This is a genomic window from Mycobacterium sp., assembly GCF_032159565.1.
Taxonomy (GTDB): domain Bacteria; phylum Actinomycetota; class Actinomycetes; order Mycobacteriales; family Mycobacteriaceae; genus Mycobacterium.
This window is the reverse complement of the sequence record NZ_JAVHWR010000017.1, coordinates 1-15446: the sequence shown is the minus strand read 5'-3', so window position 1 is coordinate 15446 and position 15446 is coordinate 1. Positions and strand designations below refer to the sequence as shown.

Genomic DNA, 15446 nt, shown 5'->3' with positions numbered 1-15446 from the left:
GATCGCAGCGCGGCACGCGCGAGGACCGGTGGGCCCACGCCCAAAGGGCAGGGGACGAGCGGGAGGCGAGCAATGAGCCCCCGCGTCGGAGTGACACTGTCGGGCCGTTACCGCCTGCAGCGGCTGATCGCCACCGGCGGCATGGGCCAAGTCTGGGAAGCCGTCGATTCGCGGCTTGGCCGCCGGGTCGCGGTGAAGGTGCTCAAGGCCGAGTTCTCGTCCGATCCCGAGTTCGTCGAGCGGTTCCGCGCCGAGGCGCGCACCGTCGCGATGCTCAACCATCCGGGCATCGCCAGCGTCTACGACTACGGCGAAACCGACATGGACGGCGAGGGCCGCACCGCATATCTGGTGATGGAGCTGATCAACGGCGAACCGCTGAACTCGGTGCTCAAGCGCACCGGCAGGCTCTCGTTGCGGCACTCGCTGGACATGCTCGAGCAGACCGGTCGGGCGCTGCAGGTCGCCCACACCGCCGGGTTGGTGCACCGCGACGTCAAGCCGGGCAACATCCTGATCACGCCGACCGGCCAGGTGAAGCTCACCGACTTCGGCATCGCGAAGGCCGTCGACGCCGCACCCGTCACCCAGACCGGCATGGTGATGGGCACCGCCCAGTACATCGCGCCCGAGCAGGCGCTGGGTCACGACGCGACCGCGGCCAGCGATGTCTACGCGCTGGGAGTCGTTGGCTACGAAGCTGTTTCGGGTAAGCGTCCGTTCACCGGCGACGGCGCCCTGACGGTCGCGATGAAGCACATCAAGGAGACGCCTGCACCGCTGCCCGCCGATCTGCCACCCAATGTGCGGGAGCTGATCGAGATCACCCTGGTGAAGAACCCGGGCATGCGGTACCGCTCCGGCGGCCCGTTCGCCGACGCGGTGGCCGCCGTGCGGGCTGGGCGACGTCCGCCGCGGCCGAATGCGGCGCCGACGATCGGCCGTGCCGCACCGGCTGCCGTGGGATCCGCTCCGCCCAGCGCCGCCATGACCACGCGGGGCCCGGCCGCCGCGGCGCGCGCCCGGCCCGCGACCGGCGGGCACCGTCCTCCCCCACCGCGACGAACGTTCTCGTCCGGGCAGCGGGCGCTGCTGTGGGCCGCGGGTGTGCTCGGAGCGCTGGCCATCGCCATCGCGATCCTCATCGTGCTGAACGCCCAGGACAAGAAGGACCAGCAATCGCCGCCGCCGACGGTCACCGATACCATTACCCAGACCACTCCGCAGGGCGCTCCGCCGCTGGTCACGGTGCCGGGCTGGACCGATGACGGGTCCATCGGTCATCGTGGAGAGCAAATCGGGGCATACCGACCCAACGCGATCGCGCCGTCCGCACTGCTGCGGGCGGCGTCCTCGGATCTAGAACAGACATTGGAATGACCACCCCGCAGCACCTGTCCGACCGCTACGAACTCGGCGACATCCTTGGCTTCGGCGGCATGTCCGAAGTGCATCTCGCGCGCGATGTGCGCCTGCATCGAGACGTGGCGGTCAAAGTGCTGCGCGCCGACCTGGCCCGCGACCCGAGCTTTTATCTCCGGTTTCGCCGCGAAGCGCAGAACGCCGCCGCGCTGAACCACCCGGCGATCGTCGCGGTGTACGACACCGGCGAGGCCGAGACCCCGAACGGCCCGCTGCCCTACATCGTGATGGAATACGTCGACGGCATCACGCTGCGCGACATCGTGCACACCGACGGCCCGATGGAGTCGCAACGGGCCATCGAAGTCATCGCCGACGCGTGCCAGGCCCTGAACTTCAGCCATCAACACGGCATCATCCACCGCGACGTCAAACCGGCCAACATCATGATCAGTAAGGCCGGCGCGGTGAAGGTGATGGATTTCGGCATCGCCCGGGCACTCGCGGACGCCAACAGCGTCACGCAGACCGCCGCGGTCATCGGCACCGCGCAGTATCTGTCACCCGAGCAAGCCCGCGGAGAGAAGGTCGACGCCCGGTCCGACGTCTACTCGCTGGGCTGCGTGCTGTACGAGGTCCTCACCGGCGAACCGCCTTTCAGCGGTGACTCGCCCGTCGCGGTCGCCTATCAGCACGTGCGCGAGGATCCTGTTCCGCCGTCGCAGCGCCATCCGGGCATCGCGCCGGAGCTGGACGCCGTGGTGCTCAAGGCGTTGGCCAAGAACCCGGACAACCGCTACCAGACCGCTGCGGAAATGCGGTCCGATCTGATCCGGGTACACAGCGGCGAGGCGCCCGACGCGCCCAAGGTGTTCACCGACGCCGAACGCAGCTCGCTGTTGGCATCCACGGGCCCGATGCATCAGACGCCGATGACCGAGCAGCTTCCGGCCCATCAACCCGCCTACGTCGGACGCGAGCGAAGTCAGTCGGTCGGTCGGTGGCTCATCGCGGTCGCGGCTCTCGCTGTGCTCACGGTGGTGGTGACGATCGCGATCAACATGATCGGCGGCAACACCCGCGACGTGCAGGTACCCGACGTCGGCGGGCAACTGGAGAACGACGCGACCGTCGTGCTGCAGAACGCCGGCTTCAAGACCCGGACCAACCGGCAGCCCGACTCCAGAGTCCTGCCGAACCGGGTTATCAGTACCGACCCGGGCGCTGGTTCGTCTATCGGCGCGGGCGACGAGATCACCCTCAACGTGTCCACCGGTCCGGAACAGCGTGAAGTCCCGGACTGCTCGAACCTGACGGCCGCCCAGTGTGTCCAGAAACTCAAGGACGCCGGCTTCGGGAAATTCAAGCAGGCTCCGTCAGCGTCCACACCCGAGCAGAAGGACAAGGTGGTCGGCACCATCCCGTCGGCGAATCAGACTTCGGCCATCACCAACGAGATCACCATCGTCGTCGGTTCCGGACCCGAAGCCAGGTCGGTGCCCGACGTCAAGAACCAGACCGAGGATTCGGCTCGGCAGATCCTGACTGCGTCGGGGTTCACCAACCTCGTCCCGGTTCCCGTCGACAACACGGCGCCGTGCGGACAGATTATCGGCACTGACCCGCCTGCGGGCCAACAGGTTCCGGTCGACACGGCGATTCAGATGCAGAAATCGCAGTGCAACCAGTTCACGATGCCCGACCTTCGGGGCCAGTTCTGGACCGACGCCGAGCCGCGACTGCGCGCGCTGGGCTGGACCGGCGGGCTCGACAGGGGCGCCGATGCGCGCGACAGCGGCCAACGAACCAACGCAGTGGTTACTCAGAGTCCGTCGCCGGGCAGCACGGTGAATTTCAGCGCGACGATTACGCTGAGCTTCGCTGCGTAGCCGCGCGCACCGTGTTGGCGACCTCGTCCTCCAGAGTGCGCACCAGGGTCTCGTCCGGAGCGTCTCCGCAGTAGGCCAGCCAGTTGGCCAGCATTCGGTGCCCGCCCTCGGTGAGAATCGACTCGGGGTGGAACTGAACTCCGTGGATGGGCAGTTCTACGTGCCGCACACCCATGATGACCCCGCCCTCGGTGCGGGCGGTGACCTCGAGGTCGGCGGGCACGGTGTCCGGCAGAATGGTCAGCGAGTGATACCGCGTCGCCGTGAAGGGATTCGGAAGGCCCTGCAAAACACCGACATTCGCATGGGATACCGCGCTCGTCTTTCCGTGCAGCAGCTCCGGCGCCCGGTCCACGGTGCCGCCGAACGCCACCCCGATCGCCTGGTGGCCCAGGCACACGCCGAGCAGCGGCGTCTTGGCCGCAGCGCAGGCCTTGACGAGCGGAATGGATGCGCCGGCGCGTTCGGGCGTACCGGGTCCGGGGCTGAGGAGCACACCGTCGAACTCCGTGGCGGCCGCGGCGATGTCGGCCTCGGTGTCGAGGCGGTCGTCGTCGTTACGCCATACCTGCGCGTCCACACCGAGCTGGCCCAGATACTGGACCAGGTTGAAAACGAAGCTGTCGTAGTTGTCGACGACCAAGACCTGCATCAGCCCAGGTTACTAGGTGTGCCGTGCGGCTTCCTGGGCGAGTTGGACGCGCGAGGCCAGGCCGAGCTTGGCGTACACGTGGGTGAGGTGGGTCTCCACGGTCCGCGGTGAGATGAACAGCCGCGACGCGACGTCCTTGTTGGGCAGCCCCTCGCTGACCAACCGGACCACGTCCTGTTCGGTGGGCGTCAGCGATCCCCAGCCGGTCGACGGCCGCCTGCGCTCGCCTCGCCCGCGCTGTGCGTAGGCGATCGCCTCGTCGGTGGAGAGTGCGGCACCTTCGGCCCAGGCGGCGTCGAAGTCGTCGGCGCCCATGGCGGCTCGTAGTTCATCAATGCTGATCTGGTATCCGGCATCGAAGTTCGGGAACCGAACCTCACCGGTGCGCTGCCGCATCGACTGCGCCGCCGCGAACAGTCGAGCTGCTTCGCGGTGGCTGCCCGTGGCAGCGGCCAGCTTCGCCAGACATTCGAGTGCAGGAGTCATCCGAAGCTTCGTGCCGGTCGCCGGCGCGGCCGCAAGCGCCGCTTGCGCATCCTGTTCGGCGCCGTCCGTCTCCCCTTGGGCGAGCATCACTTCAGCACGCGTCATCAACGCCATCGACCGGTAGCAACTGCCGGTGATCTCCACAGTTTCGTCGGCCCACTTCCGCGCGGTAGAAAGGTCTCCGCACGCGAGTGGCGCCAGGGCCGCGAACGCAAACAAGCCGCCCATCATCCGGTTGAGGCCTGAACGTTGCCGCGCCAAGGCATACGCCTGGCTGGCTGCCTCATCATCACCAGCCGCCTGGTAAGCGACCGCCACCGTCGCATAACCCAGGCCTTCGAAAAACTCCATCAAGTCCGCGGCGGCGGCAAGGGCCGCATCTGCCGTAGCGTGCGCGCCGGCGCTGTCACCCAGATAGGCACGCGTGAATCCCTGGACCAACAGCGCGTACAGCTGCAACATCGTGTTGCGTGCATCGCCGGCGTCCTCGGTAGCGCTATCGATCTTGACCAGAGCACCGCGCAGGTCGCCTTGCCATGCGCGTGCCCAGCCTTGGGCCCAGTAAAAAACCCGCGTCGTCGCGCGATTATTGATCGCGATGGATACCGCTAGACCCTTCGCGGCTGCATCTTCGACTGCGACTGGGTCGCCGGCACCGACCGCGCCGCGGGCCTGCTCGACGTAAATCTGGCTCCAAATCCACGGATCATCCAGCCCCTGAGCAAGTTCGGCGGCCTCGGCAAAGCATGCTCCCGACACCTCTTCGTCGAAATAAGTGCTGAGCCCTTGCGCGATCAATCCCCGGATCAACAGGGCTGGATCACCGACCTCGCGCGCCAGGGCCAATGCCGTTGCGGACTCCTCGGGGCTCTCTGTCCGAAGGGTCCACGCAACCAGCATTACCCGGTCCATCAGCGAGCGGGCATGCACGGCGGGATCGACCGGTGAAGTCCGAGCTTCCTGCCCAAGAGCCGCTTCCAGCCAAGCCAGGCCTTCCCCATTTCGGCCGCCGTCCTGCCACACCGGAAACAGCGACGACGCGAGGCGCAATGCTGTCTCGGTGTCACCGGTCTCCAGACTCCAGCTGAAAGCTGCTCGGAGATTGTCGATCTCGGTGTCGGCCTGCTCTAGATGCTCGAGGTAATCAGACCTGGCGGGAATATTGAGAACCTCGGCAATCGCCAGATAGTGATCGCGATGCCGGGCCCGCACATCATCGGACTCCCCTGACTCGCCGAGCTTCTCCTGTGCGTACTGCCGCATCGTTTCCAGGAGCCGGTATCGCGTTCGGCCGCTGGTGTTTTCGGCGACGACGAGCGACTTGTCGACGAGCAGTGTCAGTTGGTCGAGCACCTGATAGCGCTCCACGTCGGTTGTCCCCGCGACCGCCTGCGCGGCGTCCAGGTCGAAGCCGCCCAGGAATACCGCCAATCGGCGGAACAACACCCGCTCCGATTCGGTCAGCAAGGCGTGCGACCAGTCCACCGATGCCCGCAAGGTCTGTTGCCTGCGCACCGCCGTCCGCGCCCCGCCCGTCAGTAGCCGGAAGCGGTCGTGCAGGCTGCCCAGGATGTCGTCCAACGACAACGCCCGCACCCGGGCAGCCGCGAGCTCGATCGCCAACGGCATGCCGTCGAGGCGCCGGCAGATTTCCTCCACTTTCGACGAATTGTTCTCGGTGACAGCGAAATCGGGCCGGATACGGCGGGCGCGGTCGGTGAACAGATCGATCGCCTCGTCGCCGATCGACAGCGACGGCACGAGAAAAGTCACCTCACCCGGGACCCCGAGAGGTTCGCGGCTCGTCGCGAGCAGTCGCAATGACGGGCAGGCACCCAAGAGTTCGTTCGACAACAACGCGGCGCGCTCCAACAGGTGTTCGCAGTTGTCCATGACCATCAACATCCGTCGCTCACCGACGGACCGAATCACGCTGTCCACCGCCGACCGGCCGGGCTGATCGGGCAGGCCTAGCGCTCGCGCCACCGCGACCGGCACGACCTCGGGGTGCGTGACGGGTGCCAGATCGACGTAGTGCACCCCGTCGGGGAAGTCGCCGTCGAAGCGGGCGGCTATCTCGACGGCAAGGCGTGTCTTCCCCGCCCCGCCTGCGCCGGTGAGGTTCACCAGCCGGTTGTCGCCCAGCAGCCGGCGCACGTCGTCCATCTGCACACCGCGGCCGATGAAGCTGGTGAGCCGCACCGGCAGGTTGCGCGCGTCGACGGTTGTCGATGTCCGCAGCGGCGGGAAGTCGTTGCAGGTGTCGGGGTGGCACAGCTGCACGACGCGCTCGGGTCGCGGCAGGTCGCGCAGCGGATGCGTACCCAGCTCCGTCAGCCAGGCGTCTGCGGGCAGCCAGTCGACCACCAGCGGTTCGGTGGCACCCGACAGCAGGGTCTGGCCGCCGTGCCCGAGATCGCGCAGGCGGGCCGTGCGGTTGATCGTCGGCCCCGCGTAGTTGCCCTCATCGCGCAGCTGGATCTGACCGGTGTGCACGCCGATGCGCAGCCGGATCGGCGCCAGCGGCGCCCGCTGCAATTCGAGCGCACACGCCGCCGCATCGCTGGCACGCGCGAAGGCGACCACGAAGCTGTCGCCCTCACCCTGCTCGACCGGCCGCACACCGCCATGGAGCGCCACGAGGTCATCGACAGCGCTGTTGAGTCCTACCAGCGCGGCGGTCATCTCGTCGGGCTGGGTCTCCCACAACCGCGTCGAACCCTCGACGTCGGCCAGCAGCAGCGTCACGGTTCCGGTCGGCAGCTCGCTCACGGCGGAGGCCATTGTGCTCCTCCCGTCCGCGAGGTCGCTCCATGCTTCGGGTGCGCTCATGCTAGTCAGCATGCGAAGGGAACTCGGGGAAAACATCCGCGAAACCCCGTATATGGGTCGCGCGGTCCCTCAGTAGCCGATGGGCCCGGCGGGCTTGGCGAAGCGCATACGCACGGGCTCGCTGTGCCCGACCAGATCCACCGAAGCCCGCGGCTCCTCTGAATAGCCCAGCCCGAAGCGCACAACGTACTGGTTGTAGAGCGTCACCGACGGCGCCGCGGCGAGTGCCGCCTGCATCGCGACGGCGTCTCCGACCGCGGTGATGACGTACGGCGGGCTGTAGGTGCGGCCGTTGAGCAGAAGAGTGTTGCCGACGCATCGCGGCGCGGACGTTCCGATGATTCGCTGATCCTGCATCTGGATGCCCTCGGCGCCGCCATTCCAGAGCGCGTTGAGCACGGCTTCAATGTCCTGCTGATGCACAACCAGGTCGTCGGGAGAGGCGTCGCGCGGGAAGCGGCCGTTGGCGTCGCGCTGGGCGTCGGTGAGCGTGACCACGAGACCGGGGCCGCGGATCGGATCGAGGCCCGCGTCGCCGGCCAGAACGGCATTGCGCTTCTGAATTGCGGCCAGCGCGGCGTCCGCGCCTGGCGATCCGCCGTGATGCGTGTCGATCTCGGTGACGAGGCCGTCGCGCTGGGCGCTGAGCCGGTCGACCGACTGCTGAGCTTCCCGAACCAGGTCGACGAGGCGGGGCGCGTCGCTGCGCCTGATTTCGTCTCCGCCGGAGACGCCGTGGGTGGCTGCCAGCAGCAGCCCGGCCAGGAGGCAGACCAACGGCACGCCGAAGCGCCACGCCGGCCGTTCCGACTCTGCCATCGGCTGCTCCCGTCGAATTCTCTGCCTGAGGCCCGCCTACGTTAACCTCTTAGGCAGATCCGCTTCATCGTCGCACCAATGGCGCCGACTGTTTTGTGAAGGTACCGATGCCCAAGTCCAAGGTCCGCAAGAAGAACGATTTCACCGCCAACTCGGTGAGCCGCACACCGGTCAAGGTGAAAGCCGGTCCGTCGAGCGTCTGGTTCGTGGTGCTGTTCCTCGGCTTGATGGTCATCGGCCTTGCCTGGCTCCTGGTGTTCCAGCTGGCGTCGACGTCAATTCCATTTCTGGCGGATCTCGGCCCGTGGAACTACGCGATCGCCTTTGCTTTCATGATTACCGGATTGTTGCTAACTATGCGTTGGCGGTGACAGTCGCATCAGTCCCAATGAATTCATCTTGGACTTGGCGCGTTACCCGTTCCGCAACCTGATGGTCACCCAATCACATCGTTGTGATTCATCCCCATTGGGGATAGCACTTGTGGATAACCCCAAAAACCGGGGTAAAAGGGTGTGGATTGGCCGTGCAGCAAACTAATTGGAGCCCGCCGGCCGCGGGCATCGCGGCGTGCGCCGGGATCGGTCTGGTGATGGCTATCGGCGCTGTGACCCTAGTCACAGACACCCCCGGCCGCATACTCGCGATCATTGCCGCTGCCGGACTCCTTTTGTTTGCAACCCTTTCCTGGCGCGCGCGACCAAAGCTGGCTATCAGCGACGGCGGTCTATTGATTCACGGGCCGCTGCATACGCACCGGCTTGCTAAGAGCGACATCAAGATCATCCGGATCACTGAATTCCGGCGCATCGCCCGAAAAGTCCGGTTGCTCGAGATCGACACCACCGACGACCGGTTATTCGTCCTCACCAGGTGGGATCTGGGCGCCGACCCACTCGACGTGCTCGACGCCCTGACAGCGGCGGGACTGGCCGGCCGCTAGTCGACCGCTAGGAGACCGTCAGGAGACGGTGATCGACTCGATCACCACCGGCTCGGTCGGCCGGTCGCTGCGGTCCACCGTCGTGGACGCGATGGCGTCGACGACCTTCTGCGACTCCTGATCGACGACTTCACCGAAGATGGTGTGCTTGCGGTTCAGGTGCGGGGTCTTGCCGACGGTGATGAAGAACTGCGAGCCGTTGGTGCCCGGTCCCGCGTTCGCCATCGCCAGCAGGTACGGCTTGTCGAACTGGAGCTCCGGGTGGAACTCGTCGTCGAACTGGTAGCCCGGGCCGCCGCGGCCGGTTCCGGTCGGGTCGCCACCCTGGATCATGAAGCCGTCGATCACCCGGTGGAACACCGCGCCGTCGTAGAACGGGCCGGAGGTGCCGCCTGCGGCATTCTCGGTGCCGTAGTCCTTGCTGCCCTCCGACAGACCAACGAAGTTGGCGACGGTTTTGGGCGCGTGGTTTCCGAACAGTGCGATCTTGATGTCACCACGATTGGTGTGCAGGGTCGCGGTCGCTGTCTGAATAGGGCTCGTCACGAGAAGTCAGTCTGCCACGCGCGGTTGACGCCGAACCGGGCACCGTTGTGTTGCAGTTGATGGCAGGCTGGTATCGATTGCAACAGGGCCGCGAGAGAGGTGGGAGATGACGTTCAACACGGATGCCCGGCTGACCCCCGGACAGCGATTGTCGCGCGGCCTGCGCTACACCGCGCTGGGTCCGGTCGACCTGACGCGAGGCACCGTCGGACTGAGCTGGCAGGGGGCACACTCCGCGGCGGGGGGCCTGCGTCAGCGCTTCGAGAAGAGCAGGCTGGCCAAGGAGATCGAAGAGGCGCAGGAGACCATCGCCGGTGAAATCGCCGCGGCGCAGGAGGTCCTCGCCAATCTTCCGCAGATCATCGCCGACGCACGCAAGCCCAAGCGGCGCCCCCGGCCCTTGGTACTTGCAGCCGCGGGCGTGGCGCTGATTGCCATTGGGGGAGTGACGTTTTCGATTGTCCGCAGGTCGATGCAGCCCGAGCCGTCGCCGCGGCCACCCAGCGTAGAGGTGACACCGAAGCCGTAGGGTCGCGTACCCGAAGCCGTCGCGACTTCTGCGTAGTGGTCGTCGATTTGTCGTCCAAATCACGGCCCTCCCGCAGATTTCGGTGGGTGATCGCGAAGTCGAAGAAAATTGTGGAGCCTAGGGGATTCGAACCCCTGACTTCTGCCTTGCAAAGGCAGCGCTCTACCAACTGAGCTAAGGCCCCGTTTCAGGAAGGTTGATCGGCAGCTGCGTGCCACACCTCCACGCCGTGTCGCGACCGCACCACGAAAACCGCCAACGCCACCGCCGCGACCAGTAACACCAGTCTCATGGTGACCCTTTCCGTGGGCCTAGGAGGACTCGAACCTCCGACCTCTTCGTTATCAGCGAAGCGCTCTAACCGCCTGAGCTATAGGCCCGTAAACGCACATGGCCGAGCGGTGAGATTACCGTAACTGCGACCCCCGACCCAAACCGGAATCAGTCGCGGTCGGCCAACGTCACCTCGATACCGCCGACCAGGTCGGTGGTCAGGTTGTAGATGAACACCCCGACGGTGGCCATCGCCGTCAGCAGCACGATGTTCACCAGGCCGATCAGCGCCGCACCGCCGAAGATCGTCCCGCTGGACACCAGTTCGCCGCCGGCCTGGCCGCTTGCGCTGGTGAGCAGGTCGCCGACATTGCTGTTGAGCTTGCTCCACACGCCCATGCCGCCGAGCACCAGGTACAGGAACGCGACCGCGATCATCCAGACGAAGAACAACGCGACCGACAACACCAGCGAGACCTTCAGCGCGCTCCACGGGTCGATCCGGCGGATCTGCATGCTGGCCCGCACCGGCCCCGTATGCGTGCGGCCTGCCACCTGGACGCGGCCGGGAGTCGCGGGCCGCGGCGGGGGCTCGCTGCGCTCGGGTGGGGGCTTGCGCTGTGTCGGTCGCGGTGAGCCGGACAGGTCCGGCAGCTCACTTGCGTACGCCTCGCCGATCACCGGCTCGCTGCGGGCCGGTTCGCTTCGCGGGTGTGGTTGCTCCACCGTCTCTGGCGGCGCCGACCCACCGGAGATGAACCGGTTGAGGCGGGCGTCTGCTCCCGGGGGGTGGCCGGGCTGGCCACCCCGTGGCGGTTCCGGGCGGGCCGGCTCACGCGGCGTGCGGACCGGCGGCTTCTGCGCGGGCCGTGCGGCGGGGCCGCGTTGCCACGGTGGCACGTCGCGGCTGATTGCGTTGCCCAGTGAGCCGGTCTCGGAGTCGTCGGGAATGGAACCGTTGCCGCTACCGTCTCCCGAGCGCGGATGGCCCGCGTCGTTCGGTGAAGTCACTCCGGCTCCTTACCGTCGGTCACGTCGCCGGGCCCTACTCAGCGGCTTCGGTCTCGATGTCGCTTTCCTCTGCGTTGCGAGCGATCGCAATCAGTGTCGCGCCCTCGCCCAGGTTCATCAACCGAACGCCCTTGGTCTGCCGTCCGGCCTTGCGAACCTGGCGCGCAGTTGTTCGGATGACGCCCCCGCCCGACGTGATGGCGTAGAGCTCGGTTTCGTCATCGACCACCAGCGCTCCAACAAGACTGCCACGTCGCTTGTCGAACTGGATGGTCAGCACCCCTTTGCCGCCGCGGCCCTGAACCGGGTACTCGTCGATCGCGGTGCGTTTGGCATACCCGCCGGCGGTAGCGACCAGCAGGAATGTGTCCGGCTGCACGACGTTCAGCGACAGCAGCGCGTCGTCGGTGTTGAACCGCATCCCCTGCACACCAGAGGTGGCCCGGCCCATCGGCCGCAGCGCCTCATCGGTTGCTGAGAAGCGGATCGACTGACCCTTGGCCGACACCAGCAGCAGGTCGTCCTCGGCCGAGCACAGCACGGCGCCCACCAGCTCATCGCCGTCGCGCAGGTTCACCGCGACGATGCCGCCCGAACGGTTCGAGTCGAAGTCGGTGAGTCTCGACTTCTTCACCAGGCCGTTGCGAGTCGCCAGCACCAGGTACTGCGCGTCCTCGTAGCCCTTGATCTGGATGACCTGGGCGATCCGCTCCTCGGGCTGGAACGCCAGCAGGTTGGCGACGTGCTGGCCGCGTGCCGTGCGCGACGCCTCTGGCAGTTCGTAGGCCTTGGCCCGGTACACCCGGCCCTGTGTGGTGAAGAACAGAATCCAGTCGTGGGTCGAGCAGACGAAGAAGTGGTTGACGATGTCGTCCTGCTTCAGGCCCGCGCCCTGCACGCCCTTGCCGCCGCGCTTCTGACTGCGGTACAGGTCGGTCTTGGTGCGCTTGGCGTAGCCGGTCTCGGTGATCGTGACGACGACGTCCTCGCGGGCGATCAGGTCTTCGTCGCTGACCTCGCCGTCGGCGGGGACGATCCTGGTGAGCCGGTCGTCGCCGTACTTCTCGACGATTTCGGCCAATTCGTCGTGCACGATGGCGCGCTGGCGCTCCGGCTTGGCCAGGATGTCTTCCAGATCGGCGATCTCGGCCTCGATCTTGGCCAGGTCGTCGACGATGCGCTGGCGTTCCAGAGCGGCCAGCCGGCGCAGCTGCATGTCCAGGATTGCTTGGGCCTGGATGTCGTCGATGTCCAGCAATTCGATCAGGCCCTGGCGCGCGACATCGACTGTTTCCGACGCCCGGATCAGGGCGATGACCTCGTCGAGCGCGTCAAGCGCCTTGACCAGCCCGCGCAGAATGTGGGCGCGTTCGTTCGCCTTGCGCAGCCGGTAGGTGGTGCGCCGCACGATGACATCGAGTTGGTGGTTGACGTAGTGCCGGATTAGCTGGTCGAGCCGCAGGGTGCGCGGAACGCCGTCGACGATGGACAGCATGTTGGCGCCGAAGCTGGTCTGCAGCTGGGTGTGCTTGTAAAGGTTATTCAGCACCACTTTGGCCACCGCGTCGCGCTTGAGCTCCACGACGATGCGCAGGCCGACGCGGTCGCTGCTCTGATCCTCGATGTTCGAGATGCCGGTCAGCTTGCCGTCGCGCACCTGCTCGGCGATCGAGGTGATGAAGTTGTCGTGGTTGACCTGGTACGGCAGTTCGGTGATGACGATGCCGGTGCGCCCGCGGCTGTCCTCTTCGATCTCGCAGACACCGCGCATCCTGATCGACCCGCGGCCCGTGGCGTAGGTGTCGTGGATCCCCTGCGAGCCGACGATCAATCCCTTGGTGGGGAAGTCGGGGCCCTTGACGCACTGGGTGACGGCGGCCAGCGTCGCTTCCTCGTCGGCATCATGGTTCTCCAGGCACCAGTACACCGCCTCCGCGAGCTCGCGGAGATTGTGCGGAGGCATGTTGGTCGCCATACCGACCGCGATCCCGCCGGAGCCGTTGGCCAGCAGGTTCGGGAAGCGGCTGGGCAGGACCGTCGGCTCCTGCACGCGCCCGTCATAGTTCGGGATGAAATCGACTGTTTCCTCGTCGATTTCGCGCAGCATCTCCATTGCCAACGGCGTGAGACGCGCCTCGGTGTATCTCATGGCGGCCGGCGGGTCGTTGCCCGGCGAGCCGAAGTTGCCCTGCCCGTCGACCAATGGGTAGCGCAGCGACCACGGCTGGGCCATCCGGACCAGGGTGTCGTAGATCGACGAGTCGCCGTGCGGGTGGTAGTTACCCATCGTTTCGGCAACGGAGCGTGCGGATTTCGCGTGGCTGCGGTCCGGCCGGAAACCCGAGTCGAACATCGCGTAGAGCACCCGGCGGTGTACGGGCTTGAGCCCGTCGCGCACCTCCGGCAGCGCGCGGCCGACGATCACGCTCATCGCGTAGTCGATGTAGCTGCGCTGCATCTCCTGCTGAATGTCGACCGGCTCGATGCGGTCTCCTGCTTCGTCGCCGGGCGGCAACGTGGTGTCAGTCATTGATTTCAGTCCTATTAATTGTTAAACGTCAAGGAAGCGAACGTCTTTGGCATTACGGGTGATGAAGCTGCGCCGAGCCTCGACGTCCTCGCCCATCAGGATCGAGAACAGCTCGTCGGCGGCCGCCGCGTCGTCGAGGGTGACTTGGCGAAGCACCCGCACCGACGGATCCATCGTGGTCTCCCACAGCTCCTTGGCGTTCATCTCGCCCAGACCCTTGTACCGCTGGATGCCGTCGTCCTTGTTGATCCTCTTGCCCGCCTTCTGTCCAGCCTCGAGCAGCCCGTCGCGCTCGCGATCGGAGTAGGCGAACTCCGGTTCGGTGCGCTGCCATTTCAGCTTGTAAAGCGGTGGCTGCGCCAGGAAGATGTGCCCGTTTTCGACCAGTGGCTTCATGAACCGGAACAACAGCGTCAACAGCAGCGTCGAGATGTGCTGGCCGTCGACGTCGGCGTCGGCCATCAGCACGATCTTGTGGTACCGCAGCTTGGCGAGGTCGAACTCGTCGTGGATGCCCGTGCCCAGCGCGGTGATGATCGCCTGGACTTCGGTGTTCTTGAGCACGCGGTCGATGCGGGCCTTCTCGACATTGATGATCTTGCCGCGCAACGGAAGAATCGCCTGGAACATCGAGTCGCGGCCGCTCTTGGCCGAGCCGCCCGCGGAGTCGCCCTCCACCACGTACAGCTCGGACTTACGCGGATCGGTTGAGCGGCAGTCAGCCAGCTTGCCGGGCAACCCACCGATGTCGGTGGCGCTCTTACGGCGCACCAACTCGCGGGCCTTGCGGGCGGCGATGCGCGCTTGCGCCGACGAAACAGCCTTGTTCAGAACGGTTTTCGCCTCTGCCGGATTGGCTTCGAACCAGTGTCCCAGCTGCTCGTTACAGATTTTCTGGACGAAGGACTTCACCTCGGTGTTGCCTAGTTTGGTCTTGGTCTGGCCCTCGAACTGCGGCTCGGAAACCTTGACCGAGATGACGGCGGCCAAGCCCTCGCGAATGTCGTCACCCGTGAGGTTCGGATCTTTGTCCTTGAGCAGCTTCTTGTCCTTGGCGTACTTGTTGACCACGCTGGTCAGCGCAGCGCGGAAGCCCTCTTCGTGGGTGCCGCCCTCATGGGTGTTGATGGTGTTGGCGAAGGTATGCACGGATTCCGAGTAGCCGGCGTTCCACTGCATCGCCACCTCGACCTCGTGGCCTACGCCCTTGCCGCTGAAGTCGACGATGCTCTGGTGGATCGCCGATTTTGTCCGGTTGATGTGCTTGACGTAGTCCACCAGCCCACCGGCGTAGTGGAAAGTGCGGTTCTTGGTCTTCTGCGGCGCCTTAGCCTCAGCCGCCTTCTCATCCGCCGACTTGGGTGCATCGGCGGTATCGCTGACCACCTCGTCGACGACTTCCTCGGGGGTCACCCGTTCGTCGGCGAGTGTGATGGTCAGACCCTTATTGAGGAAAGCCATCTCCTGTAGCCGGCGGGCCACGGTCTCGAAGTCATAGTTGGTGGTCTCGAAGATGTTGGGATCCGCCCAGTACCTGACGGTGGTGCCCGTCTTCTTGGTCGCGTCGCCCTCTT

The 15446-nt window shown here is 66.0% G+C and carries 12 protein-coding genes and 2 tRNA genes; 5 read left to right on the top strand and 9 right to left on the bottom strand.

The genetic code is table 11. The features are described 5' to 3' along the window. The first annotated feature begins 72 nt into the window (after positions 1 to 72). Both QOC76_RS02095 and pknB read left to right on the top strand, forming a co-directional pair. Entirely contained in the window at positions 73 to 1380 is a 1308-nt protein-coding gene (locus QOC76_RS02095) for a serine/threonine-protein kinase (RefSeq protein WP_526353659.1), read from the top strand. Then, positions 1377 to 3251: a Stk1 family PASTA domain-containing Ser/Thr kinase gene (pknB, locus tag QOC76_RS02090; protein ID WP_526353657.1), complete on the top strand. Its 1875-nt coding sequence runs from the start codon at positions 1377 to 1379 to the stop codon at positions 3249 to 3251. The genes QOC76_RS02095 and pknB overlap by 4 nt, the downstream gene beginning before the upstream one ends. On the opposite strand, the gene QOC76_RS02085 is transcribed toward pknB, so the two are convergent. The 3 genes from QOC76_RS02085 to QOC76_RS02075 all read right to left on the bottom strand — a co-directional run bounded on the left by QOC76_RS02085 (position 3229) and on the right by QOC76_RS02075 (position 8040). Further along, the gene (locus QOC76_RS02085) at positions 3229 to 3903 is read right to left on the bottom strand and encodes an aminodeoxychorismate/anthranilate synthase component II (protein WP_526353655.1); all 675 of its coding nucleotides are present in this window, start codon (positions 3901 to 3903) and stop codon (positions 3229 to 3231) included. The two genes, pknB and QOC76_RS02085, sit on opposite strands and share 23 nt — an antisense overlap. Positions 3904 to 3915: 12 nt before the next feature. After that, positions 3916 to 7221, bottom strand: coding sequence for a LuxR C-terminal-related transcriptional regulator (locus QOC76_RS02080; protein ID WP_526353653.1), 3306 nt, complete (start codon positions 7219 to 7221; stop codon positions 3916 to 3918). Positions 7222 to 7290: 69 nt separating this feature from the next. Continuing rightward, a complete protein-coding gene (locus QOC76_RS02075) occupies positions 7291 to 8040 on the bottom strand; it encodes a DUF881 domain-containing protein (RefSeq protein WP_526353651.1) in 750 nt (249 codons plus the stop codon). Positions 8041 to 8147: 107 nt separating this feature from the next. Between QOC76_RS02075 and crgA the strand changes: the two genes are divergently transcribed. Further along, positions 8148 to 8411 (top strand): cell division protein CrgA, encoded by a 264-nt coding sequence (gene crgA, locus QOC76_RS02070; RefSeq protein ID WP_526353649.1) that lies wholly within the window; start codon positions 8148 to 8150, stop codon positions 8409 to 8411. 155 nt (positions 8412 to 8566) lie between these two features. Next, positions 8567 to 8983, top strand: coding sequence for a PH domain-containing protein (locus QOC76_RS02065; RefSeq protein ID WP_526353700.1), 417 nt, complete (start codon positions 8567 to 8569; stop codon positions 8981 to 8983). A gap of 18 nt (positions 8984 to 9001) precedes the next feature. On the opposite strand, the gene QOC76_RS02060 is transcribed toward QOC76_RS02065, so the two are convergent. Next, positions 9002 to 9529, bottom strand: coding sequence for a peptidylprolyl isomerase (locus QOC76_RS02060; protein WP_526353647.1), 528 nt, complete (start codon positions 9527 to 9529; stop codon positions 9002 to 9004). Between the two features lie 106 nt (positions 9530 to 9635). On the opposite strand from QOC76_RS02060, the gene cwsA reads away from it, so the two are divergent. Beyond that, a complete protein-coding gene (gene cwsA, locus QOC76_RS02055) occupies positions 9636 to 10058 on the top strand; it encodes a cell wall synthesis protein CwsA (RefSeq protein ID WP_526353645.1) in 423 nt (140 codons plus the stop codon). Positions 10059 to 10169: 111 nt separating this feature from the next. On the opposite strand, the gene QOC76_RS02050 is transcribed toward cwsA, so the two are convergent. From QOC76_RS02050 to QOC76_RS02030, 5 genes are all read right to left on the bottom strand, one after another. Beyond that, positions 10170 to 10242 (bottom strand) — tRNA-Ala (locus QOC76_RS02050). A 122-nt stretch (positions 10243 to 10364) separates the two neighbouring features. Beyond that, a tRNA-Ile gene (locus QOC76_RS02045) sits at positions 10365 to 10438 on the bottom strand. 61 nt (positions 10439 to 10499) lie between these two features. Continuing rightward, positions 10500 to 11342 (bottom strand): DUF3566 domain-containing protein, encoded by an 843-nt coding sequence (locus tag QOC76_RS02040; RefSeq protein WP_526353643.1) that lies wholly within the window; start codon positions 11340 to 11342, stop codon positions 10500 to 10502. Between the two features lie 34 nt (positions 11343 to 11376). Further along, positions 11377 to 13872, bottom strand: coding sequence for a DNA gyrase subunit A (gene gyrA, locus QOC76_RS02035; RefSeq protein WP_526353641.1), 2496 nt, complete (start codon positions 13870 to 13872; stop codon positions 11377 to 11379). Positions 13873 to 13893: 21 nt separating this feature from the next. Next, positions 13894 to 15446 (bottom strand): DNA gyrase/topoisomerase IV subunit B (locus QOC76_RS02030; RefSeq protein ID WP_526353639.1); only part of this gene is annotated, 1553 nt, incomplete at its 5' end.